The following is a 21,763-nucleotide window of genomic DNA, read 5'->3' on the forward strand; positions in this document are numbered from 1 at the left end:
GGTAGGGTCGCCCGCCATGGACGAGGACCTGGAACTGCGCCCGCTGCCGGACGAAGTACTGGCACTGCTGGGCGAGTTGGCGGCGCCGCCGCGGCTGGTGGCGCACCTGCGGCTGGTGCACGACGTGGCCTGGCGGCTGGCCGACTGGGTCGCGGAGCGCTGCCCGGAGCTGGCGTTCGACCGGGACGCGGTGCTGTTCGGCGCGGCCACCCACGACATCGGGAAGACGGCGCACCGGGGCGAGCTGTCCGGCCCGGGCTCGGCGCACGAACCGGCCGGGCGCGACCTGCTGCTCGCCGCGGGCGTGCCGCCCCGGCTGGCCCGGTTCGCGGCCGGACACGCCGACTGGGGCCCGGCCGCCACCGCCGAGGACCTGCTGGTCAGCCTGGCCGACAAGGTGTGGAAGGACCGGCGGGTGCCGGAGCTGGAGGACCTGCTGGTCGACGCCCTGGCCCGGGCGGGCGGCGGCGAGCGCTGGTCGTGGTTCCTCGCCCTGGACGAACTGCTGTCCGCCGTCGGCGAGTCGGCGGCGGCACGCCTGGCGTACCAGGCGCGCCACCCGCTCTAGGCCCTAGCGGAGCGTGACGGTGCTGCGGAAGACGGTCGCCCCCGGGCCGGTCAGGACGGTCGTGGTGCCGCGGGCGGGGAGGAACGCGGACTCGCCCCGGCGGAGCGTCAAGGTCTGCTCGCCGGAGGTGAGTTCGGCCGTTCCGGCGGTGCACAGCAGGATCTGCGGGGCGTCGCCGGGCAGGGTGGCGGGGCGGTCGGCGAGGTCGTAGCGGGAGAGCCGGAACTCGTCGATCGGCACCGGGTAGAGCCGCTCGCCGTCCGCAGCGGGCTCGGGGCGCAGGACCTCCGGGAGGCCGCTGCGGAAGTCGACCACCCGGAGCAGCTCGGGAACGTCCACGTGCTTGGGGGTGAAGCCGCAGCGCAGCACGTTGTCGGAGTTGGCCATGATCTCGACGCCGGTGCCGCGCAGGTAGGCGTGCGGCAGGCCGGCTCCGAGGTAGAGCGCCTCGCCGGGCTGCAGCCGGACGTGGTTGAGCAGCAGCCCGGCGACCAGCCCGGGGTCGCCCGGCCACTCGGCGGCGGCGAACGCGTACCCGGCCAGCTCACCGGTCGGGTCGGACGGGGCGGCGGCGGTGACGGCGCGGGCGACGGCGTCCACGGTCTCCCGGCCCGCGGCGTCGGTCAGCCCCAGCGCCCCGGCGAGCGCCCCGGCCAAGGCCTCCGCCTCCGGCTTGGTGCGCAGCAGCTCGATCAGCGGGTCCAGCCCGGGGACGTCGAGCGAGGCCATCAGCGCGGCCGCGTCGGCGGGCGGGCGGAAGCCGCACAGCCCCTCCAGCCCCTCGTCGAGCGCGCAGATCAGCTCCGGCTTGTGGTTGTCGTCCTTGTAGTTGCGGTGCGGGGCGTCGAGCGGGACGCCGCGGGCCTCCTCGTCCGCGTACCCGGTCCGGGCCTGCTCGCGGGTCGGGTGGACCTGCAGGGAGAGCGGCAGGGCCGCGGAGAGCACCTTCGCCAGGAACGGCAGCGTCGTCCCGAACCGCTCCACGGACGCGGCGCCCAGCTCGCCGACCGGGTCCGCGGCGATCACCCGGTCGAGGGCGACCGGACCGTCGCCGCGGTCGACCAGGGACGGCGCGCCGGGGTGGGCGCCCATCCACAGTTCGGCCTGGGGCGCACCGGTGGCGGGACGGCCGAGCAGTTCCGGGATGGCCGTGGACGAACCCCAGGCGTAGTCGCGGACGGTGTTGTCGAGCCGATCCATCACGTTCTCCCGAAATGGTGGGTGTCGAGCTGCCAGGTGCGCGGAGAGCACCGACAATATCCGACGCCCCCGGACCGCCCGCCCGTCCGGTTGATCACCCTCCTGGGCGTGCCCACCCGGCGGCACCGGGGTCTTCCGGCCAGGCTGGACGGTACGGGACCGCCCGCGGGCCCGCCGCACCGACCACCGGACCGAGCAGGGGAGCAGCCGTGAACGCGTCACCGCCCGACGAGAGCGCCCACGGCCACCCGACGGGCGCCGTCCCGGCCACCCGCCCGCTGCAGGTCGAGGTCTTCACCGGCCCGGAGAGCGCGTTCTTCGCCACCTCCAGCCTGATCATGGGCGAGCGCACGGCGATCCTGGTCGACGCCCAGCTGACCCGCAGCGCCGGCCGCGAACTCGCCGAGTGGATCGCGGGCAAGGGCCGCGACCTGCTCGCGATCGTGGTCAGCCACCAGCACCCCGACCACTACTTCGGCGCCGAGGAGGTGCTGCGGCTCTTCCCGACCGCGCAACTGGTCGCCGCGCCCTCGGTGGTCGAGGGCATCGGGCAGACCGCGGCGGCGAAGGTCGCCCAGTGGAAGCCGGTCTACGGCGACGACATCCCGGACCAGCCGCTGCTGCCCGCGCCGCTGCTCCCGCAGCCGCTGATGATCGACGGCCAGCTGATCCGGGTCCTGCAGCTGGGCCAGGGCGACAGCGCGGGTTCCACCCTCGTCCACCTGCCGAGCATCCGCACCGTGATCGCGGGCGACTTCGTCTACAACGGCACCCACGTCTGGACGGCCGACACCGACCCCGACGCCCGCGGCCAGTGGTCGCACAACCTCGGCCTGATCGCCGACCTCGGCGTGGACCGGGTCGTCGCCGGGCACCGCGCCCCCGGCGCGGACGACGACGCGCACCGGGTGCTCGCCTTCACCGCGGGCTACCTGCGCGACTTCGACGAGGCGCTGCACGACCACCCGGACGACCCGGAGGCGCTGGTCGCCGCGGTGAACGCCCGCTACGGAGGCCTGACCCTGCCCGCGATCCTGGAGCACGGCGCGGCGGCGAACACCGCCCGCCGGGTGATCCCGACCGAGCCGGACGAACCGACCGAGCCGAACGGCACGGAGGGTGCGGACGGGGTGGCCGAGGCCGAGGTCGGCGACGGCGAGCGGTGATACTGCCGGGGTGACGGAGAGCGGGTACGACGCGGTGGTGGCGGCCGGCGGGGCGGGGCGTCGGCTCGGCGGGGCGGACAAACCGGCGCTGACGGTCGGCGGCCGTCCGCTGCTGGACCGGGTGCTGGCGGCCTGCCCGGACGCCCGGGCGGTGCTGGTGGTCGGCCCCCGGAGGCCGACCGAACGGGGCGGGGTGCGTTGGCTGCGCGAGGACCCGCCGGGCGGCGGGCCGGTCGCGGCGGTGGCCGCCGCGCTGCCCGCGGTGACCGCGCCGCGGGTCCTGCTGCTGGCCGCGGACCTGCCCTTCCTGGACGCCGCGACGGTGCGACGGCTGCTGGCCGCGCTCGACGACCCCGCCCGCGACGGCGCCCTCCTGGTCGACGCCGCGGGCCGCGACCAGCCCCTGGCCGCCGCCTACCGCACCGCCCCGCTGCGGGCCGCGCTCGCCGCACTGGGCGACCCGGCCGGCCGACCGCTGCGCCGCCTCCTCGACGGCCTGCGCCTGGCCCGGCTGCCCGATCCGGCGGGTGCCTCCTTCGACTGCGACACCTGGGACGAACTGGCGGCGGCCCGCGAGCGGGCGGGCGGGTGAAGCGGCCGGGAGTCCGGGGGGCGGTGGCTTCGGGTTCTGTCACTGCGGCCCGGAGCAGCGCGGACGCGTCGGTGGGTTCCGGACGGCGGCAGCTCGGACTCGCCGTTCCCCGAGCCCCTGGCGGGGCCCCTGCCCGGTGTCCGCGGGCGGGCGTCTCACGGTGGGCGGGGGCGGACGGTGAGCGAAACGAACCGCGGTGCTCACCGGGGGAGCGGCTTGTCGGGGTTGGGATCGGGCAGCATGGCGTCATGGAACGCACACTGGACGACTGGATGGCCGCGGCCGCTGCCGAACTGGGCGTGGAGCTGGACGTGGACGTCCGCGGGCTGCTGGACATGACCCGGGTGGTCGCGCACGGCGTCGAGCGCCCGGCCGCGCCGCTCACCGCGTTCCTGGTCGGCTACGCGGCGGCCGCGGGCGGTGGCGGGGCGGCCGCGGTGGCCGCGGCGAACGCCAGGGTGACGGCGCTGGCCGAGCGGTGGGCCGCGGAGGCCGACGGGGCGGACGGGCGATGAGCCGGGCGGCGGCGGAACGGGCGCAGGAGGTCCGGGTGACCTCCGGGGCGCCCACGTTGCGCGGGTGTCCGTGGCCGGCGGCCCGGCACGCGGCGCGGTCGGCGGCCCGCCCGCTGCCGGTGGAGCGGGTGGAGCTGGCGGTGGCGGCCGGGCGGACGCTCGCCGAGCCGCTGGCGGCGCTCACCGACCTGCCGGCCTTCGACACCTCGGCGATGGACGGCTGGGCGGTGGCCGGGCCGGGCCCGTGGCGGTTGTCCGGTCGGGTGCTGGCGGGCCAGGACTGCGCGCCGCTGGCGGACGGCGCGGCGGTGGAGATCGCCACCGGTGCCCAACTGCCGCCCGGCGCCACCGGGGTGCTCCGGCGCGAGCACGGCGTGCGCACCGAGCTCCCGGACGGCACCGCCGAGCTGCGCGGTGAGGTGGCGCCCGGCCAGGACGTCCGGCCGCGCGGCCAGGAGTGCGGCCGGGGCGAGGAACTGCTGCCCGCCGGGCTGCCGGTGACCCCGGCGGTGCTGGGGCTGGCCGCCGCGGCCGGGCACGACCGGCTGGCGGTGCACCGGCGGCCGACCGTGGAACTGCTGGTGCTGGGCGACGAGCTGCTGGTGGCCGGGCTGCCCGGGCCGGGACGGGTGCGGGACGCACTGGGTCCGCTGCTGCCGCCGTGGCTGGCCGGGGCCGGGGCCGAACTGCTGGGCAGCCGCCACGTCCGGGACGACTTCGGGCTGCTGCGGGACGCGATCCGGCACTCGCCCGCCGACCTGGTGCTCACCACCGGCGGGACGGCCGCCGGGCCGGTGGACTTCCTGCACGCCGCGCTGGAGGCGACCGGCGGGCACCCGCTGGTGGACGGGGTGGCGGTGCGGCCCGGGCACCCGATGCTGCTGGCGGCGCTGCCGGGCGGACGCCACCTGGTGGGCCTGCCCGGCAACCCGCTGGCCGCCGTGGCGGGCACCCTCACGCTGGCCCTGCCGCTGCTGCACGCGCTGTCCGGCCGCACCGTCCCGGCCGCCGGACCCGCCGAACCGCTGGCCGCCGCGCTGCCCGGCCACCCGGCCGACACCCGGCTGCACCCGGTGCGCCGCACCGCCGCCGGGCTGGCCCCGCTGCCGCACGACGGCCCGGCGATGCTGCGCGGTCTGGCCCGGGCCGAGGCGCTGGCGGTCGTCCCGCCCGGCGGCCTGGCGGCGGGGGAGTGCGCCGAGGTGCTGGCGCTGCCGCTGTCCTGAGGCCCGGGCGGACCGTTCCACGTGGAACCGGACCGCTCGCGTCCGGGTGACGCGTACGGGAACGCGACGGCCTCGGTTCCACGTGGAACCGAGGCTCCGGCGGAGCGTCAGTGGACGACCGGGGCGCCCGGCTTGATGACGATCAGGCGGTCGGTGAGCTGCAGGGTCGCGGCCTCCGGCTCGGTGTAGTTGAGCACCCGGCGGCCGCGGACCACCGCCACCACCAGGTCGTCCAGCTCGCGCGGACTGCGCCCGGCCTCGGCCTTGGTGACCGGGCGTTCGGCGACGTCCAGGCCGTTGCCGTAGGTCAGCAGGTCCTCCATCACCGAGCCCGCGTTCGGGCTGAGCATCGACATGCCGAGCAGTCGGCCCGCGGAGCTGGACGAGGTGACCACCACGTCCGCGCCGCTCTGCCGCAGCAGCGGGGCGTTCTCGTCCTCGCGGACGGCGGCGACCACGGTGGCGCCCTTGTTCAGCTGGCGGGCGGTCAGGGTGATCAGGGCGGCGGTGTCGTCGCGTTCGGGGGCGACCACCACCTGGGCGGCGCGCGGCAGTTCGGCCCGGACCAGGGTCGCGGCCCGGGTGGCGTCGCCGAGCACGCCGACCAGCCCGTCGTGGGTGGCCTGGTCGATCGCCTTGGCCTGCGGGTCGACCACCACGATGGACTCCTTCGGGACGCCCTGGCCGAGCAGGGTGTCCACGGCGCTGCGGCCCTTGGTGCCGTAGCCGATGACGACGGTGTGGTCCCGCACGGTCTGCCTCCAGCGTTCGATCCGCCACTGCAGGCGGGTGCGTTCGGTGAGCACTTCGAGGGTCGTGCCGACCAGGATGATCAGGAAGAGCACGCGCAGCGGCGTGATCACGAGGACGTTCACCAGCCGCGCGGAGTCGCTCACCGGGGTGATGTCGCCGTACCCGGTGGTGGAGAGGGTGACGGTGGCGTAGTACGCCGAGTCGAGCAGGCTGACCGAGGAGTCCGCGTTGTCGTGGTAGCCCGCGTGGTCCGCGTACACGATCAGCGTGGTGGCCACCAGCACGCCCAGGGCCAGCAGCAGGCGGCGGGCGACCTGGCGCAGCGGCGGGCGGGTCCGCCGGGCCGGCAGGGCGATCCGGCGGGTGGGGTCGATGGTGTCGGTGCCCGTGTCCCGGAAGCGGTTGAGCGTCAGGCGGGACGGCCGGGCACCCGTGTCGTGGGGCGGCTTGGAATTCGGCACAGGCACAAGGATGGGGGGTCAGGGCGGTGCCGGGGGGCGGTGGGGGCGGAGTGTCGCCACCCTGTCACCGGGGCCCCGCGGACCCTGACGGACTGTCCGTTGACGGCGAGGGGGCCGGGGTGCGAAGGGGGCGGGGGCGTAGCGTGGCGGCCATGCGAGCCATCACGATTCCCGAGCCCGGCGGCCCCGAGCGGCTGGTCTGGGCCGAGGTCCCCGATCCCGTCCCGGCGGCCGGCGAAGTGCTGGTCGAGGTCTCCGCCACCGCGGTCAACCGGGCCGACCTGCTGCAGCGCCAGGGCTTCTACGACCCGCCGCCCGGCAGTTCGCCGTACCCCGGCCTGGAGTGCGCGGGCCGGATCACCGCGCTCGGCCCCGGTGTGGCCGGCTGGGCGGTCGGCGACGAGGTCTGCGCGCTGCTCGCGGGCGGCGGGTACGCGCAGCAGGTCTCCGTTCCGGTCGGTCAACTGCTGCCGGTTCCCAAGGGGTTGACCGCCCAGCAGGCGGCGGCGCTGCCCGAGGTGGCCTGCACGGTGTGGTCCAACGTGTTCCAGGTGGCCCACCTGCGACCCGGCGAGACCGTCCTGCTCCACGGCGGCGCCAGCGGCATCGGCACCATGGCGATCCAGCTCGCCAAGGCCGTCGGCGCCCGGGTCGCGGTCACCGCGGGCAGCCCCGAGAAGCTCGCCCGCTGCGCCGAGCTCGGTGCCGACCTGCTGATCGACTACCACCGGCAGGACTTCGTCGCGGAGGTCGCCGCGCTCGGCGGGGCCGACGTCGTCCTCGACATCATCGGCGCCAAGTACCTGCAGCGGAACATCGACGCGCTGGCCGTCAACGGGCGCCTGGTGGTGATCGGCCTGCAGGGCGGCGTCAAGGCCGAGGTGAACCTCTCCACCCTGCTCGGCAAGCGCGCCGCGCTGGTCGCCACCAACCTGCGCGGCCGCCCGCTCGGCGAGAAGGCGGCCATCGTGGCGGCCGTCCGGGAGCACGTCTGGCCGCTGGTCGAGGCGGGCGTGGTCCGTCCGGTCGTCGACCGCGTCCTGCCGATCACCGAGGCGGCCGAGGCCCACCGGGTGGTCGAGGCCGGGGCCCAGGTCGGCAAGGTCGTGCTGGAGGTCCCGGGCGGCCCGCAGGGCTGACCGGCCGCGCGGTGGGGCGGGTCCGGTTCCGGCGGGTTCGGGAAAGTTCGGCGGTGTCCGAACGGTACGTCGACTTCCCGGGCAGTACCGGTTGGTTGGTGTGCGGTCGGCTGTTGCACGGCGGTGACGAATCGAGCACCGATGCGGGATAACCGCTCGACATGATTCCCGTACCGCGTCCGACCGGGCCCGCCGGCCCGAACAGGGCGGACGCGAACCCCGCCGCTCGCCCGCCCACTTCCGAGGGAACAGCCCGATGTCCGTCCGCACCCGCCGCGCCCGCCTCGCCTCCTTCGCCGCCGTCGTCGTCCTCGGCGCCACCGTCCCCGTCCTGACCGGTGCCTCCAGTGCCTGGGCGTGCGGCGACGAGCCCGCTGCCGCGTCGGCCGCGGGCGCCCCGGCCGCTCGGCCCTCCGCCGCGGCCGCCGTGCCGCAGGGCGTGTCGGCCGGCGTGCTCCCGATGACGGAGAGCCAGGTCACCGCGGGCGGCGCGCCGGTCGAGTTCGGCGTCGAGATGCTCAACCCGGGCCCGGGCGTCGCCCAGGGCGTCGTGCCCTTCCTGACCTTCCACAACGGGGCGGGCAACGGCACCGAGGGCAACCTGACGCCGAAGGACCTGGTGCTCCAGGTCATGGCGCACGGCGAGTGGAAGACCGTCCCGCTGGCGTACGGCTGTGACGTGGTGCTGCACGCCGACACCTCCTTCCTGGCCACCGACCTCGACGCCGTTCGCGCCACCCGGTTCCTGTTCCGGCTGTCCGTCGCCAAGCAGTTCGACGCCGCGCAGGCCCGGGTCGACGTCTCGCTCGCGGCCGGGCGGCTGTCCGGTGGGGCCCCGCTCGGGCCGGTCACGAACTTCGCGCTGCCGATCGTGCACCCGGCCGCCCCGACCGCCTCGGCTTCCGCGACCGCCACCAAGGCCCCGACCAGCCCCGCCGCCACGCCCGGCACCACGGCCCCGAGCGCCTCGGTGGCCCCGGCCTCCCCGACCGCCCGGGCCGCCGTCCCGGCCGCGGCCGTGAGCTCCGCCGTCGCGAGCCCGTCCGCGGTGCCCGTCGCGGCGAACCTGGCGTCCACCGGCGGCGGCTCCTCCTCCGCCCCGATGCTGATCGGCGGGACGGCGCTGGTGGTGCTCGGTGCCGGTGCCGTGGTCTTCGCCCGTCGTCGTGCCGCGGGGGCCCGCGGCTGACCGGTCGGTCCTCGACCTGCTCCGCCCCGACGGCCGCCGGCGCCGTCGGGGCGGAGCGCTGCGTCGGCGGGCGGCTGTGGCCGGGGCCGGGGCCGGGTGAGGTCGGCATCGACTTGGTACGGCGGGGCGTCGTCGTGCGGTCGGGAGCAGGGGGCGGGACGTCCGATATGCCTGGTTCGCGATGGTATGTGAGTCTGGTCACAAGCTGTTCCGCCTCCGCCCGCAGCCCTCTGCGGCGGCCGTCGGGAGGACCTGCTTTCCATGCTCGCTCGCCGCCGCTCCGTGCCCGCCGTCCCGGTCCGCGCCACCGTCGCCCGTCCGCTCGCGCTGCGCCGTTGGGCGGCGCTGACCGGCGCGGCGGTGCCGCTGCTACTGACCGTTCCGGCGCTGGCCGTCGATCCGGCGGCTGCCGCCCGGCAGCAGGCGCAGGCGCAACTGGACGCGGCCCGGCAGCAGGCGCGGGCCCAGTGGGACGCGGTCCGGCAGCAGGTGGCGGGGCTCGCGGCGGGGGCCACCGCGCTGCCCGCGAGCCCGCTGCCGAGCAGTTCGCCGTCCGGCGGCCCGGCGCCCGCCGAGGGCCGTCCGCCGGGCGGCGCGATATCCGGGACGGCGGTGCCGTCCACCCCGGCCACTGGCACCGCCACGGCCACGGCCACCCGGGTGGCCGCCTCGCCGATCGTCCCGCTCCCGCCGCTCCCGCCGCTCCCGTCCGCTCCGGCCGGGCCCTCGCAGCCTTGGCAGCCCTCGCAGTCGGCGCAGCCCTCGGAGGAGCCGCAGCCGTCGGAGTCGCCGGAACCGTCCCCGTCCCCCTCTCCCACGCCCGCGCCCACCCCGGCGCCCCCGGTGCCCTCCGGTGCGGCCGGGGAGCCGCAGCCGACCGCGGGCCCCGGGCACGGGCGGCACCAGCAGCCGGTGGTGCCGATGTTCCCGGCGGAGCCGTGGAGGCCGGGAGCGGGCGGAGCCGGCGGCACGGACGGCGGGCAACCGGGGACGCCGGACGCGGCGGAGGAGGGGGACGCGGCCACCGCCCCGCCGAGCACGGGCGCTGGCACGGGCGCCGCCGGGTCGTCCGGCACGGCCCCGGGCGCGGGCCCGGACGTCGGCACCGCGCCGGACGACCCGGCGGCCGCGCCCGCGGAGGGGTCGGCCGCGGCGGACGGGGTGCTGGCCGCGGGCCCGGCGGTGCCGGTGCTCCCGCCGCTGCACCACTGGAGCGACCCGTCCGCCCGGCTGCTGCCGCTGGGCGTCGGCCTGGGGCTGATGGGACTGGGACTGGGCCTGGTGGGGCTGCGGCTGCGCCGCCGCTAGGGTCCGTCGGGCCGTCCGGTCCGGTCCGGGACGATCTGCGGGTCAGCTTCGTTGACCATCGTGGTGGACGAAGCATATGAAGGAGCTATGACCAACCCGATGAACGAGCGGTCGCAGCAAGAGTCCTTCCCGGCGTCGCAGGCCGCGGCGGGCGGGAGGGCGGAGGACAGTCCGAAGGTGCTGATCGTCGGACCGGACGGAATGGCGGTGGGCACCGCGTCGGCCGGCGGGCTCGGGCGGGGCGGCGAGGAGGACGAGCCGCGCGAGCTGCCGGTGACCGAGATGGTCGAGCAGCCGGCGAAGGTGATGCGGATCGGCAGCATGATCAAGCAGCTGCTGGAGGAGGTGCGGGCGGCGCCCCTGGACGAGGCGAGCCGGGCGCGGTTGAAGGACATCCACGCCAGCTCGATCAAGGAGCTGGAGCTGGGCCTGGCCCCGGAGCTGGTCGAGGAGTTGGAGCGGCTGTCGCTGCCGTTCGCCGACGACACGATCCCGACCGAGGCCGAACTGCGGATCGCCCAGGCGCAGTTGGTGGGCTGGCTGGAGGGCCTGTTCCACGGCATCCAGACCGCGCTGTTCGCCCAGCAGATGGCGGCGCGCGCCCAGTTGGAGCAGATGCGGCGGGCGCTGCCCCCGGGCCTGCAGGGCGCGGAGGGCGAGCACGAGGAGGGCCCGGGCCGCGGGATCCGCTCCGGTCCGTACCTGTAGCCCTACCCACGGTGGCCTCGCGGGGGCCGCGTCTCGGCGCGGCCCCGAACCGCTACCCTGACCGGTGTCCGGAGTAGTACCGCGCGCCGAGGGGGAGCTGGGACGATGACAGAGGGCACCACCGAGGGGTACTCGCTCGGGCACGGCCGGTACGTGCTGCAGCGGCTGCTCGGGCAGGGCGGCATGGCCTCCGTCCACCTCGCCCACGACACGGTGCTGGACCGTCAGGTCGCGGTGAAGACGCTGCACACCGAACTGGGCCGCGAGGCCTCGTTCAAGGAGCGGTTCCGGCGCGAGGCGCAGGCGGTGGCGCGGCTCCAGCACACCAACATCGTCTCGGTGTTCGACTCCGGCGAGGACGTCGCGCCGGACGGGTCGACCACGCCGTACATCGTGATGGAGTTCGTCGAGGGCCGTTCGCTCAAGGACGTGCTGGACGAGCAGGTCACCACGCTCGGCGCGATGCCCAACGAGCAGGCGCTGAAGATCACCGGTGCGGTGCTGGCGGCCCTGGAGGCCTCGCACGACCAGGGGTTGGTGCACCGCGACATCAAGCCGGCCAACGTGATGGTGTCCACCAAGGGCGTCGTCAAGGTGATGGACTTCGGCATCGCGCGCGCCCTGCAGTCCGGCGTCACCTCGATGACGCAGACCGGCATGGTGGTCGGCACCCCGCAGTACCTCTCGCCGGAGCAGGCGCTCGGCAAGAGCGTGGACGCCCGCTCCGACCTGTACTCGGTCGGCTGCATGCTGTTCGAACTGCTCAGCGGGCAGCTGCCGTTCGACGGCGACTCGGCGTTCTCGATCGCGTACAAGCACGTGCAGGAGACCCCGCCCGCGCCGTCCACGCTGAACCGGGCGGTCACCCCCGCGATCGACGCGTTGGTGGAGCGGGCGCTGCGGAAGGACCCGGCGCACCGGTTCCCGACCGCGGAGGCGATGCGCGAGGAGCTGGAGCGGGTCCTGGCGGGGGCGCAGGGCGGCGGCAACACGCCGTTGCAGGCGTCCACCCCGCTGGTGATCGGCGAGGGTCCGCGCTCGGTGCACGCCGCGCCGTCGCTGACCAACTTCCCGCCGGTGCCCGGTCCGCAGGGCCCGCCGTCGGTGCAGCAGCCGTACCAGCCGGTGCCCGGCCCGCACACCCCGCCGCCGTACGCGGCGCAGACGCCGCCGCCGTTCCCGCAGGTCGCGCAGACCCCGCCGCCGTTCCCGCAGCCGGGCTTCCAGCAGCCGTTCCCGCAGGCCACCCCGGCGCCGTTCCCGGCGCAGCACGCCCCGGCGCCGATGCCGTACCCGGCCCCGGCGGCGAGCGGGCGCAACGGTTGCTCGACGGCGGCGATCGTGATCTGCGTGATCGCGGGCGTGCTGCTGCTGGGGTTCGTCATCCTGGTCGCCGTGCTGGCCAGCGCGAACAGCTGACGCCCCGGGCGCACTTGCTCGACACGGTACTCGAACCCGCTCCCCCCGCGGGCTCGCGAGGCCCGATCCCACCCCCGCGCGCGTGCTCCCGTTCCACGCCGGAGGGCGCGAGACGGTAGCGTGCTGGGGAAGAACCGACAGGGCGAGCGCGCGCCGAGCGGGTGCCCGGGGCGAGGAGCGATGGGTCAGAGCGAACGACCGGACGACGGCGGGGAACAGCGGCGGGACGTGCCGGGCGGGGATGCCCGGGACGGGGACGCGGAGCGGCCCGAGGAGGCCACCGGCCCCACCGAGGTCATCCCGGCCGGGCCCCGAACTCCCGGACGCGGCACCTCGGTTCCGTTCCCCACGGTCGGCGACGGCCGCTACCGGCTGACCCGGCGGCTGGGCCGCGGCGGGATGGCCGAGGTGTTCGCCGCCCAGGACATCCGGCTGGGCCGCACCGTCGCCGTCAAGCTGCTGCGCTCGGAGCTCGCCGAGGACGACACCGCCCGGTTGCGCTTCACCCGCGAGGCGCACGCCGTCGCGGCGCTCAACCACCACTCGATCGTCGCGGTCTACGACACCGGCGAGGAGCGGCACGGCGGGGAGTCCGCCCCGTACATCGTGATGGAGCTGGTCGAGGGCCGCACCGTGCGCGAGCTGCTGGTGGACGAGGAGGCGCCGCCGGTCGACCAGGCGCTGATCATCACCGCCGGGGTGCTGGAGGCGCTGGCCTACAGCCACCGGCACGGCATCGTGCACCGCGACATCAAGCCCGCCAACGTCATCATCACCACCGGCGGCGCGGTCAAGGTGATGGACTTCGGCATCGCCCGGGCGCTGGCCGGCGGTGCCACCACCATGACCCAGACCGGCATGGTGATGGGCACCCCGCAGTACCTGTCGCCCGAGCAGGCCCTCGGCAAGGCCGTCGACCACCGCTCCGACCTGTACGCGGCCGGCTGCATGCTGTACGAACTCCTCACCCTGCGGCCGCCGTTCGTCGGCGAGACGCCGCTCTCGGTGGTCTACCAGCACGTCCAGGACGCGCCGGTGCCGCCGTCCCGGGTCAACGACCGGGTGCCGCCGCAGCTGGACGCGCTGGTGATGCGGGCGCTGGAGAAGAACCCGGACGACCGCTTCCAGAGCGCCGACGAGTTCCGCGCCCACGTGCAGCACGCGCTGCGGCAGATGCACGGCGCGGCCGGGGCGGGCTACCCGGCGGGCGCGGCGGGCCTGGCGGCGGCCGCCGCGGCCGGGGCCTGGGAGCAGACCCCGCCGGTCGGCTCCGCCTCGCTCACCGAGCCGCTGAACCCGGTGGCGGGCGGCGCCGACGCGACCGAGGCGCTGCCGTACCAGGTCACCTCGGCGTACCGCACGCCCGGGCAGCCCTACCCGGCGGTGTCCGGAGCGGGCGGCGGCGGGGAGGACGGGGACGGTGAGGAGCCCGGGAAGCCGCACCGGCGCAACCCGTGGGGCTGGGTGCTGGGCGCGGTCGCGCTGGTGCTCGCCGCCACCATCGGGGTGGCGCTGGCGCTGACCGCCAACCACCGCGGGCAGGAACCGAAGGACCAGAAGCCGACGGCGCCGGTGCAGAGCGCCACCGCCCCGACCAGCGACGAGCCGGTCGAGCGGCCCACCACGACGGTGCCGACCCGCGCCCCGAGCAGCAGCCACCAGCCGGAGACGCCGGGCAGCACGCCCCCGCCGACCGCCTCCCGCCCGGCGAGCCCGTCGGCCTCGGCCTCGAGCGGCACCTCGCGCTCGCCCTCGGCCAGCAGCTCGGCGTCCGGGAGCGCGAGCCGCAGCGCCAATCCGTCCGGTAACGCGAGCACGCCCAGCACCACCAACCCGGCGCCGAGCGGTACCGGGGCGGCCCTGGGGAACCTGCCGATCCCCGGATAGCCGCTGCGGGCAGGTCAGTTGACGAAGGCGTCCATGACCTGCTCGTACTCCTGGCACCACCAGGTCAGCTGCTCGGCCGCGGCCGGGAACAGCGGGTCGGCGCGGTGGTCGCGGCGCTGGTAGTGCCACTGCAGCATCCACAGGTCGTTCAGCCGCTCCCACCAGACCCGGTGGACGGCGCGGGCGACCTGTTCGGCGTCCGCGGCACCGGTGGCGCGGTAGGCGCGGGCCCAGTGGCGGACCCGGGGCAGGTCGAGGACGCCGGTGGTGCGGTCGTTGAACAGCAGGGTGGCGGCCCGGACGGCCTCCTCGGCGACCGGGTGCGGGGCGAGCTTGTCCCAGTCCAGGACGGCGCTGACGGTGTCGCCGCGGTGCAGCAGGTTCAGGCCGTGGAAGTCGCCGTGGGTCCAGCCGGTGGGCGGGGCGTCGGCCGGGTCCGGGCGGCGGTGGCGGTGGGCGGCGAGCAGTTCCAGGCGCTGGACGAGGTGCTGCTCGGCGTGCCGGTCGAAGGCGTCGTAGGGGCGGTGGGCCCGGGCCAGGGCGCGGAGGTCGGCGACGATCAGCGCGGTCTCCTCGACCTCGGCGCTGAGCACCCCGGCGGGCTGCCGCAGGGGGGCGCAGACCTCGGCCAGTGCGCCGTGCAGGGTGCCGAGCAGGGTGCCGAGCCCGCCGCACCGGGCGGGGTCGAGCTCGGTGCCGTGCCGGTGGTTTCCGGCCACCCACGGGTAGAGCGCGAACAGCCGCCCGCCGTGCGCGGTGACGGTGCCGCCGTCCGCGTTGGCGAGCGGGGCGGGCACCGGCAGGCCGCGGGCGGCCAGCGCGGCGGTGGCGCGGTGCTGGGTGGTGATCGCGGACCGGCGGGCGGTGGCCGGGTCGACGTAGCACTTGAGGAAGTAGTCGCCGTCCCCGGTGGAGACCCGGTAGCCCCGGTTGAGCAGGCCCTCCGCGACCGCGGTGACCGCGGTGGGCGGCGGGGTGCGGTAGGCGCGCAGGACCCCGGCCACGGCGGCGTGCGCGACCGGGGGGCTGAGGGTTCCGACGGGGGGAGCGGTGGCGTCCGGGCGGGCCGGCGCGAGGGAGAGGGTCTGTCCGTCCGTCACGCACCGAGCGTATTACTCGGCGTGACGGTGACTTGACACAGCGTGTGCGAACGTGCTCAGTGGTGCTGGTCGGCCTGGCGGCGGGCCACGTAGGCGGCGGCCTGGGTGCGGCGCTCCATGCCCATCTTGGCGAGCAGGCTGCTGACGTAGTTCTTCACCGTCTTCTCGGCCAGGTGCAGCTCGTTGCCGATCTGCCGGTTGGTCATCCCCTCGCCGATCAGGTCGAGGATCCGGCGCTCCTGCTTCGTCAACTGCGCGATCCGCTCGTCCTCCTTCTCGCCCCCGTCGCGCAGCCGGGCCAGCACCCGACTGGTGGCCACCGGGTCGAGCAGCGACTTGCCGGCCGCGACGTCGCGCACCGCGGAGAGCAGGTCGGTTCCGCGGATCGCTTTCAGGACATATCCGGAGGCCCCCGCCATGATCGAGTCGAAGAGCGCCTCGTCGTCGGAGAAGGAAGTGAGCATCAGGCATTTCACCGAGGGGTCCTGGGAACGGATCTCGCGGCACACCTCGACGCCGTTTCCGTCGGGCAACCGGACGTCGAGCACCGCCACGTCCGGGTGGACCGCGGGGATGCGGTTGAGCGCCTCGGCCGCCGTCCCGGCCTCGCCCACCACCTCGATGTCGCCCTCCATGGAGAGCAGGTCGTGCACGCCGCGCCGGACCACTTCGTGATCATCGAGGAGAAAGACCCTGATATGTCCGTTATCAGTCATTTGCAAAGCGTCGCACAAATCGATGCCGGTTACCCCCTTTCGCAGCGGCCCGTGCCCGGATACCGTGCGCTGGTGTCCTGACCGGAACGGCCGAGCCGCATCACCTCCACGGTCTCAACAACTAGGACGTCCTAGCGCAAAGGCGCCGGGGGGCGTCGCTGGGTAACGTTCTCGTGAGGGACGCCGTCGGAAAGGGAACACCGCCCGCCCGCACTGGTGCGCACACCCAAGCGCACGAGCCGGAAGGGCGATCCGGACCGGCCACCGGCGACCCCGGGCGGGCCGGACAGACCGAGGAGTGAACGTGACCGTCAAAAGCACGTCGAGGGCGCGCAAGAAGGCCGCCCCCGGCGTCCCCGACCCCGCCCGGGCCGGCGTCGGCGCCGAGCCGGAGCTCGTCCAGCTGCTGACCCCCGAGGGCGACCGGGTCGAGCACCCGGAGTTCCCGCTGACCGTGACGCCGGAGGAGCTGCGCTCGCTCTACCGGGACCTCGTCCTGGTGCGGCGCTTCGACGCGGAGGCGACCTCGCTCCAGCGTCAGGGCGAACTGGGCCTGTGGGCCTCGCTGCTGGGCCAGGAGGCGGCCCAGGTCGGCTCCGGGCGCGCGATGCGCCCCGGCGACTACGCCTTCCCCACCTACCGCGAGCACGGCGTGGCCTGGTGCCGCGACGTCGACCCGCTGAACCTGCTCGGCATGTTCCGCGGCGTGAACAACGGCGGCTGGGACCCGAACGAGAAGAACTTCCACCTCTACACCATCGTGATCGGCGCGCAGACCCTGCACGCCACCGGCTACGCGATGGGCATCACCAAGGACGGCGCGGACGACGCGGTGATCGCCTACTTCGGCGACGGCGCCTCCAGCCAGGGCGACGTCAACGAGGCCTTCACCTTCGCCTCGGTCTACAACTCGCCGGTGGTGTTCTTCTGCCAGAACAACCAGTGGGCGATCTCCGAGCCGACCACGGTGCAGACCCGCATCCCGTTGTACCGCCGCGCCTCCGGCTTCGGCTTCCCCGGCGTCCGGGTCGACGGCAACGACGTGCTCGCCGTCCTCGCGGTCACCCGCTGGGCGCTCGACCACGCCCGCACCGGCCAGGGCCCGGTCCTGGTCGAGGCGTTCACCTACCGGATGGGCGCGCACACCACCTCCGACGACCCGACCCGCTACCGGCAGTCCGAGGAGACCGAGGCCTGGAAGGCCAAGGACCCGATCCTGCGGCTGAGGGCCCACCTGGAGAAGGAGGGCCTCGCCGACGAGGCGTTCTTCGCCGAGGTCGAGGCCGAGAGCGAGAAGCTGGGCCTGCGCGTGCGGGAGGGCGTCCGCTCGATGCCCGACCCGGACCCGACCCTGATCTTCGACCACGCCTACAGCGAGCCGCACCCGCTGGTCGACGAGGAACGCGCCGAGTACGAGGCGTACGCCGCCTCCTTCGAGGGTGGGGAGCACCACTGATGGCCGGCCAGCTCAGCATCGCCAAGGCGCTCAACGAGGCGCTGCGCAAGTCGCTGGAGAACGACCCGAAGACCGTCCTGATGGGCGAGGACATCGGCAAGCTCGGCGGCGTCTTCCGGATCACCGACGGCCTGCAGAAGGACTTCGGCGACGACCGGGTGATCGACACCCCGCTCGCCGAGTCCGGCATCGTCGGCACCGCGATCGGCCTCGCGCTGCGCGGCTACCGCCCGGTGGTGGAGATCCAGTTCGACGGCTTCGTCTACCCGGCCTTCGACCAGATCGTCTCCCAGCTCGCCAAGATGCACGCCCGGGCGCTCGGCCACGTCAAGATGCCGATCACCGTGCGCATCCCGTTCGGCGGCGGCATCGGCGCGGTCGAGCACCACAGCGAGTCGCACGAGGCGTACTTCGCGCACACCGCCGGTCTGCGGGTGGTCAGCCCGTCCAACGCGCACGACGCGCACTGGATGCTGCGCCAGTCCATCGAGTCGGACGACCCGGTGGTCTTCCTGGAGCCCAAGCGCCGCTACTGGGACAAGGGCGAGGTCGGCGAGGACCCGATGCTGCCGCTGCACTCGGCGCGCGTCGTCCGGCCCGGCACCGACGCCACGCTGATCGCCTACGGCCCGATGGTCAAGGTCTGCCAGGAGGCCGCGCAGGCCGCCGAGGAGGACGGCCGCCGCCTGGAGGTGGTCGACCTGCGCTCGCTGTCGCCGATCGACTTCGCCACCCTGGAGGAGTCCGTCAAGCGCACCGGCCGCGGCATCGTCGTGCACGAGGCCCCGGTCTTCCTCGGCCTCGGCGCCGAGCTCGCCGCCCGGCTCACCGAACGCTGCTTCTACCACCTGGAGGCGCCGATCCTGCGGGTCGGCGGCTACCACGCGCCGTACCCGCCGTCGCGCGTCGAGGAGACCTACCTCCCCGACCTGGACCGCGTGCTCGACGCCGTCGACCGCGCGCTCGCGTTCTGAACAGGGGGACGGGATGACCACTGACGTTCACTCGCTCCGCGAGTTCAAGATGCCCGACGTGGGCGAGGGCCTCACCGAGGCCGAGATCCTTACTTGGTACGTGAAGCCGGGCGACACCGTCACCGACGGGCAGGTGGTCTGCGAGGTGGAGACCGCCAAGGCCGCCGTCGAGCTGCCGATCCCGTTCACCGGCGTGGTCGAGGCGCTGCACTTCCCGGCGGGCGCCACCGTCGACGTCGGCACGCCGATCATCGCGGTGGCCGTCGCGGGCGCGGCGCCCGCCGGTGCCGCCGCGCCCGCGCCCGTCGCCGAGGCGCCCGCCGCCGAGGCGGAGCCGGAGCGGCGCGAGGTGCTGGTCGGGTACGGGCCGCGCACCGGTTCGGTGCAGCGCCGGGCCCGCCGCACCAACGGGACGGCCGCCGCGGCCGCGCCCGCGGCTCCGGTCGCCCCGGCGGCTCCGGTGGTGCCCGCCGCTCCGGCGGCCCCGGTCGCCCCCGCGGCTCCGGCCGCTCCGGCCGCTCCGACCGGGGAGGGGGAGCGTCCGCTGGCCAAGCCGCCGGTGCGCAAGCTCGCCAAGGACCTCGGGATCGACCTGCGCGCCGTGGTGCCGACCGGCCCCAACGGCGTGATCACCCGCGAGGACGTGCACGCCGCGGCGAGCACCGCCGCCGAGGCGGTCGTCGAGCCGGTGGCGGCCCCCGCGGAGCCGGTGGCCGAGGCGGCGCCCGCGCTGCCGGTGCCGAGCGCGGCCGGGGACGTCCGGGTGCCGGTGAAGGGCGTGCGGAAGGCCACCGCGCAGGCGATGGTCGCCTCCGCGTTCACCGCGCCGCACGTCACCGAGTTCGTCCAGGTCGACGTGACCCGGACGATGAAGCTGGTGCGCAGGCTCAAGGAGAGCGGCGAACTCGGCGCCGGGGTGCGGGTCAGCCCGCTGCTGCTGGTCGCCAAGGCGCTGCTCACCGCCGTCAAGCGGCACCCGGAGATCAACGCCAGCTGGGACGAGGCGGCCCAGGAGATCGTCCTGCGGGGCGCGGTCAACCTCGGCATCGCCGCGGCCACCCCGCGCGGCCTGATCGTTCCGAACATCAAGGACGCGGGCTCCCGGACCCTCTCCCAACTGGCGGTCGCCCTCGGTGAGTTGGTGGAGACCGCACGGCAGGGCAAGACCTCCCCGGCGGACATGTCGGGCGGCAGCATCACCATCACCAACGTCGGCGTCTTCGGCGTCGACACCGGCACCCCGATCCTCAACCCCGGCGAGGCCGCCATCCTGGCCTTCGGCGCGGTCCGGGAGCTGCCCTGGGTGCACAAGGGCAAGGTGGTGCCCCGCCAGGTCACCACGCTGGCGCTCTCCTTCGACCACCGGTTGGTCGACGGCGAGTTGGGCTCCAAGGTGCTGGCGGACACCGCCGCGATCCTGGAGCACCCGAAGCGCCTGATTACCTGGGGCTGACGCCGCCCCGCCCGCAGGACCCCGCCGGGCCCCGCTCCGCAGCACGCCGGAGCGGGGCCCGGTGCGTCCGGGCCCGGTGCGTTCGGGCCAGGGTGCGTTCGGGCCAGGGTGCGTCCGGGGTCGGGGCCGGGCCGTTCAGGGCCGGGCGGAGCGCCAACTGGCGTCGGCCAGGGCGTGGAAGCCCGCGGCGGCGGGGCGGCCGAGGCCGAGGGCGGTGCGGAGCAGGGCGGCGGTGGCGGGGCGCGGCCCGGCCACGCTGCGTTCGAGGTCGGACAGGGTGCGGACGCCGAGCCCGGCCTTGGCGGCCAGCTCCTCCTGGGTCAGCCGGGCGGCCCGCCGGTGCGCGCGCAGCGCGCGGCCGAACGTCTCGCGCGGGTCGTCCTCCCGCCGGGTCTCCACGGCCTCGCCCCCCTGTCGTTCCCCCGTTCGGCAGCGTATCCCGTCCGGACGGGAGCCGTTCGCATTTCCAACTCGGCTTCGGGCATGAGGAATTGGGCGTTCCGTCGGCGGCCTAGCGGAAATCACCCGGCCGGGTCCGGCATTGCGCCGCCCGAGGGAGTTTCGCGCCGCCCCCGCCCGGGCCGGGGCCGCGACGGGTACGTGTGTGCGACCAAGCCGCCCGCGCAGCCAGGCCGGGCGGCCGTCGCAGCGAGGACCCCCGCGTATGCCGACTGGTGCTCCCGGCCCCGTGATGCGTTCTGCGGCCGCCCTGCTCCTGGTGGCCGCCGCCGTGCTGCCCGCCGTGGTGGAACTGGCCTCGCCCGCGCCCTCGACGGCGATAGGGCCGCCGCCCGGCCCGGACCGGGCGCTGCCGCCGGTCTCCCACCCCGACCTGCGGCCCCCCGGCGCGCCCTCGGTCGACCTGCGGCTGACCGGCGACGCGTCCAACCGGATCACCCTGGTGCTGCTCGGCGACGGCTACACCGCGGCCCAGCAGCAGTTGTTCCACGAGCAGGCGGACCGGGCCTGGCGGGCGCTGCTGGAGATCGAGCCGTTCCGCACCTACCAGGGGTTCTTCAACATACGGCGGGTGGACGTGGTCTCCCCGGTGCCCGGCATCGCGGAGACCGAGAGCGCCGGGAAGTCCACCGCCACCCCGCTCGGGATGCACTTCTGGTGCGAGGGCACCGCCCGCCTGCTGTGCGCGGACGAGCAGGCCACCGCCCGCTGGGCCGGGCAGGGCGACGGGCCGCAGTACCTGATCGCGCTGGCCAACTCCACCGAGTACGGCGGGGCGGGCGGCACCGGCGTGACCACCCTGGCGGGCGGCAGCCCGGACGCCGGACGGATCATCCAGCACGAGATCGGGCACACCGTCGGCACCCTCGGCGACGAGTACGACTCGGCGCCGAACGACCCGGACTACCCGAACCTGTCCGCGGTGGACGCCGAGGAGATGCTGCGCGAGCGGACCAAGTGGTGGCGCTGGCTGGGCGCCGAGTCGCCGGACGGCGGCGGGGTGATCGGCGCGTACCGCAGCGCCAACGGCCTGTACCGGCCGACCGCCGACTCGGTGATGCGCACCCTGGGCAGCACGTACAACCTGCCCTCCCGGGAGGCGATCGTCGAGCAGCTGTACCGCCGGGTCAAGCCCGCCGACGACCCCGAACCGCCCCCCGGGCAGGTCGACGGGCGGCCCAAGCTGCACGTGCGGCCGCTGGCGCTGACCGGCCCGCGGCAGTTGCGGGTCAGCTGGGCGCTGGACGGGAAGCCGGTGGAGGCCAGCAGCGCGGATGGCACCTGGCTGGACAGCGGGGCGCTGCCGCTGGAGCCGGGCGGGAGGCACACCGTCACGGCGACCGTCCAGGACACCACCGACTGGGTGCGCGACGAGGCGTTCCGCAACGCGTACATGACCCGGACGGTGAACTGGACGCTCACCGGTTGAAACCGGACGTTCCGCCGACCCCGGCCCAAAGGTCAGGTCATGGGA

At 75.4% G+C, this 21,763-nt stretch carries 17 protein-coding genes and 3 pseudogenes; 15 read left to right on the plus strand and 5 right to left on the minus strand.

What is annotated here, in order from left to right:
* Positions 1–16 precede the first annotated feature (16 nt).
* The gene (locus ACFY00_RS06300; protein ID WP_388027783.1) at positions 17–568 is read left to right on the plus strand and encodes an HD domain-containing protein; all 552 of its coding nucleotides are present in this window, start codon (positions 17–19) and stop codon (positions 566–568) included.
* Between the two features lie 3 nt (positions 569–571).
* On the opposite strand, the gene manA is transcribed toward ACFY00_RS06300, so the two are convergent.
* Positions 572–1,768, minus strand: a complete 1,197-nt coding sequence (gene manA / locus ACFY00_RS06305; RefSeq protein WP_388027785.1) for a mannose-6-phosphate isomerase, class I — start codon at positions 1,766–1,768, stop codon at positions 572–574.
* A gap of 209 nt (positions 1,769–1,977) precedes the next feature.
* Between manA and ACFY00_RS06310 the strand changes: the two genes are divergently transcribed.
* From ACFY00_RS06310 to ACFY00_RS06325, 4 genes and pseudogenes are all read left to right on the plus strand, one after another.
* Entirely contained in the window at positions 1,978–2,934 is a 957-nt protein-coding gene (locus ACFY00_RS06310) for an MBL fold metallo-hydrolase (RefSeq protein WP_388027787.1), read from the plus strand.
* Positions 2,935–2,944: 10 nt separating this feature from the next.
* A pseudogene (locus ACFY00_RS06315) lies at positions 2,945–3,522 on the plus strand (molybdenum cofactor guanylyltransferase); the annotation flags it as partial.
* A gap of 240 nt (positions 3,523–3,762) precedes the next feature.
* Positions 3,763–4,041, plus strand: a pseudogene (locus tag ACFY00_RS06320) (DUF6457 domain-containing protein); the annotation flags it as partial.
* Positions 4,038–5,267, plus strand: a complete 1,230-nt coding sequence (locus tag ACFY00_RS06325) for a molybdopterin molybdotransferase MoeA (protein ID WP_388027788.1) — start codon at positions 4,038–4,040, stop codon at positions 5,265–5,267. The pseudogene ACFY00_RS06320 and the gene ACFY00_RS06325, both read left to right, overlap by 4 nt.
* A gap of 107 nt (positions 5,268–5,374) precedes the next feature.
* Here ACFY00_RS06325 and ACFY00_RS06330 read toward each other — a convergent pair whose 3' ends face one another.
* Positions 5,375–6,433 (minus strand): potassium channel family protein, encoded by a 1,059-nt coding sequence (locus ACFY00_RS06330; RefSeq protein ID WP_388028027.1) that lies wholly within the window; start codon positions 6,431–6,433, stop codon positions 5,375–5,377.
* A 200-nt stretch (positions 6,434–6,633) separates the two neighbouring features.
* Between ACFY00_RS06330 and ACFY00_RS06335 the strand changes: the two genes are divergently transcribed.
* The 6 genes and pseudogenes from ACFY00_RS06335 to ACFY00_RS06360 all read left to right on the plus strand — a co-directional run bounded on the left by ACFY00_RS06335 (position 6,634) and on the right by ACFY00_RS06360 (position 14,131).
* Positions 6,634–7,620, plus strand: coding sequence for an NAD(P)H-quinone oxidoreductase (locus ACFY00_RS06335; RefSeq protein ID WP_388027790.1), 987 nt, complete (start codon positions 6,634–6,636; stop codon positions 7,618–7,620).
* A 256-nt stretch (positions 7,621–7,876) separates the two neighbouring features.
* Complete coding sequence (locus ACFY00_RS06340) at positions 7,877–8,809, plus strand: LAETG motif-containing sortase-dependent surface protein (protein WP_388027793.1); 933 nt, start codon at positions 7,877–7,879, stop codon at positions 8,807–8,809.
* A gap of 261 nt (positions 8,810–9,070) precedes the next feature.
* Entirely contained in the window at positions 9,071–10,117 is a 1,047-nt protein-coding gene (locus ACFY00_RS06345) for a hypothetical protein (protein ID WP_388027794.1), read from the plus strand.
* Positions 10,118–10,204: 87 nt separating this feature from the next.
* Positions 10,205–10,825 carry a bacterial proteasome activator family protein gene (locus ACFY00_RS06350; RefSeq protein WP_388027796.1) on the plus strand — a complete coding sequence of 207 codons (621 nt, stop codon included), beginning with the start codon at positions 10,205–10,207 and terminating at the stop codon, positions 10,823–10,825.
* A 105-nt stretch (positions 10,826–10,930) separates the two neighbouring features.
* Positions 10,931–12,226 (plus strand): annotated as a pseudogene (locus ACFY00_RS06355) (protein kinase); the annotation flags it as partial.
* Between the two features lie 198 nt (positions 12,227–12,424).
* Positions 12,425–14,131, plus strand: a complete 1,707-nt coding sequence (locus ACFY00_RS06360; protein WP_388027798.1) for a protein kinase — start codon at positions 12,425–12,427, stop codon at positions 14,129–14,131.
* 14 nt (positions 14,132–14,145) lie between these two features.
* Here ACFY00_RS06360 and ACFY00_RS06365 read toward each other — a convergent pair whose 3' ends face one another.
* Both ACFY00_RS06365 and ACFY00_RS06370 read right to left on the minus strand, forming a co-directional pair.
* Complete coding sequence (locus ACFY00_RS06365) at positions 14,146–15,231, minus strand: phosphotransferase enzyme family protein (protein ID WP_388027800.1); 1,086 nt, start codon at positions 15,229–15,231, stop codon at positions 14,146–14,148.
* 56 nt (positions 15,232–15,287) lie between these two features.
* Positions 15,288–15,947 carry a response regulator gene (locus tag ACFY00_RS06370; RefSeq protein ID WP_380237825.1) on the minus strand — a complete coding sequence of 220 codons (660 nt, stop codon included), beginning with the start codon at positions 15,945–15,947 and terminating at the stop codon, positions 15,288–15,290.
* A gap of 304 nt (positions 15,948–16,251) precedes the next feature.
* On the opposite strand from ACFY00_RS06370, the gene pdhA reads away from it, so the two are divergent.
* Genes pdhA through ACFY00_RS06385 form a run of 3 tightly spaced genes read left to right on the plus strand, consistent with a single transcriptional unit; the run spans position 16,252 to position 19,830 of the window.
* Positions 16,252–17,403: a pyruvate dehydrogenase (acetyl-transferring) E1 component subunit alpha gene (gene pdhA, locus ACFY00_RS06375; protein WP_388027802.1), complete on the plus strand. Its 1,152-nt coding sequence runs from the start codon at positions 16,252–16,254 to the stop codon at positions 17,401–17,403.
* The gene (locus ACFY00_RS06380; RefSeq protein WP_388027804.1) at positions 17,403–18,377 is read left to right on the plus strand and encodes an alpha-ketoacid dehydrogenase subunit beta; all 975 of its coding nucleotides are present in this window, start codon (positions 17,403–17,405) and stop codon (positions 18,375–18,377) included. The genes pdhA and ACFY00_RS06380 overlap by 1 nt, the downstream gene beginning before the upstream one ends.
* A gap of 13 nt (positions 18,378–18,390) precedes the next feature.
* A complete protein-coding gene (locus ACFY00_RS06385) occupies positions 18,391–19,830 on the plus strand; it encodes a dihydrolipoamide acetyltransferase family protein (RefSeq protein WP_388027806.1) in 1,440 nt (479 codons plus the stop codon).
* Between the two features lie 135 nt (positions 19,831–19,965).
* Here ACFY00_RS06385 and ACFY00_RS06390 read toward each other — a convergent pair whose 3' ends face one another.
* Positions 19,966–20,229, minus strand: coding sequence for a helix-turn-helix domain-containing protein (locus ACFY00_RS06390; protein ID WP_388027807.1), 264 nt, complete (start codon positions 20,227–20,229; stop codon positions 19,966–19,968).
* A gap of 265 nt (positions 20,230–20,494) precedes the next feature.
* Between ACFY00_RS06390 and ACFY00_RS06395 the strand changes: the two genes are divergently transcribed.
* A complete protein-coding gene (locus ACFY00_RS06395) occupies positions 20,495–21,718 on the plus strand; it encodes a M64 family metallopeptidase (protein WP_388027810.1) in 1,224 nt (407 codons plus the stop codon).
* Positions 21,719–21,763: the final 45 nt, after the last annotated feature.

This window comes from Kitasatospora sp. NPDC001540 (assembly GCF_042894345.1).
GTDB lineage: Bacteria > Actinomycetota > Actinomycetes > Streptomycetales > Streptomycetaceae > Kitasatospora > Kitasatospora phosalacinea_C.

What these genes read in the sequence shown, in the direction of transcription:
- ACFY00_RS06300 (WP_388027783.1), top strand. Translation starts at nt 17, where the DNA reads ATGGACGAGGACCTGGAACTGCGCCCGCTGCCGGACGAAGTACTGGCA.
- manA (WP_388027785.1), bottom strand. Translation starts at nt 1,768, where the DNA reads ATGGATCGGCTCGACAACACCGTCCGCGACTACGCCTGGGGTTCGTCC.
- ACFY00_RS06325 (WP_388027788.1), top strand. Translation starts at nt 4,038, where the DNA reads ATGAGCCGGGCGGCGGCGGAACGGGCGCAGGAGGTCCGGGTGACCTCC.
- ACFY00_RS06335 (WP_388027790.1), top strand. Translation starts at nt 6,634, where the DNA reads ATGCGAGCCATCACGATTCCCGAGCCCGGCGGCCCCGAGCGGCTGGTC.
- ACFY00_RS06340 (WP_388027793.1), top strand. Translation starts at nt 7,877, where the DNA reads ATGTCCGTCCGCACCCGCCGCGCCCGCCTCGCCTCCTTCGCCGCCGTC.
- ACFY00_RS06345 (WP_388027794.1), top strand. Translation starts at nt 9,071, where the DNA reads ATGCTCGCTCGCCGCCGCTCCGTGCCCGCCGTCCCGGTCCGCGCCACC.
- ACFY00_RS06350 (WP_388027796.1), top strand. Translation starts at nt 10,205, where the DNA reads ATGACCAACCCGATGAACGAGCGGTCGCAGCAAGAGTCCTTCCCGGCG.
- ACFY00_RS06360 (WP_388027798.1), top strand. Translation starts at nt 12,425, where the DNA reads ATGGGTCAGAGCGAACGACCGGACGACGGCGGGGAACAGCGGCGGGAC.
- ACFY00_RS06370 (WP_380237825.1), bottom strand. Translation starts at nt 15,947, where the DNA reads ATGACTGATAACGGACATATCAGGGTCTTTCTCCTCGATGATCACGAA.
- ACFY00_RS06380 (WP_388027804.1), top strand. Translation starts at nt 17,403, where the DNA reads ATGGCCGGCCAGCTCAGCATCGCCAAGGCGCTCAACGAGGCGCTGCGC.
- ACFY00_RS06385 (WP_388027806.1), top strand. Translation starts at nt 18,391, where the DNA reads ATGACCACTGACGTTCACTCGCTCCGCGAGTTCAAGATGCCCGACGTG.
- ACFY00_RS06395 (WP_388027810.1), top strand. Translation starts at nt 20,495, where the DNA reads ATGCCGACTGGTGCTCCCGGCCCCGTGATGCGTTCTGCGGCCGCCCTG.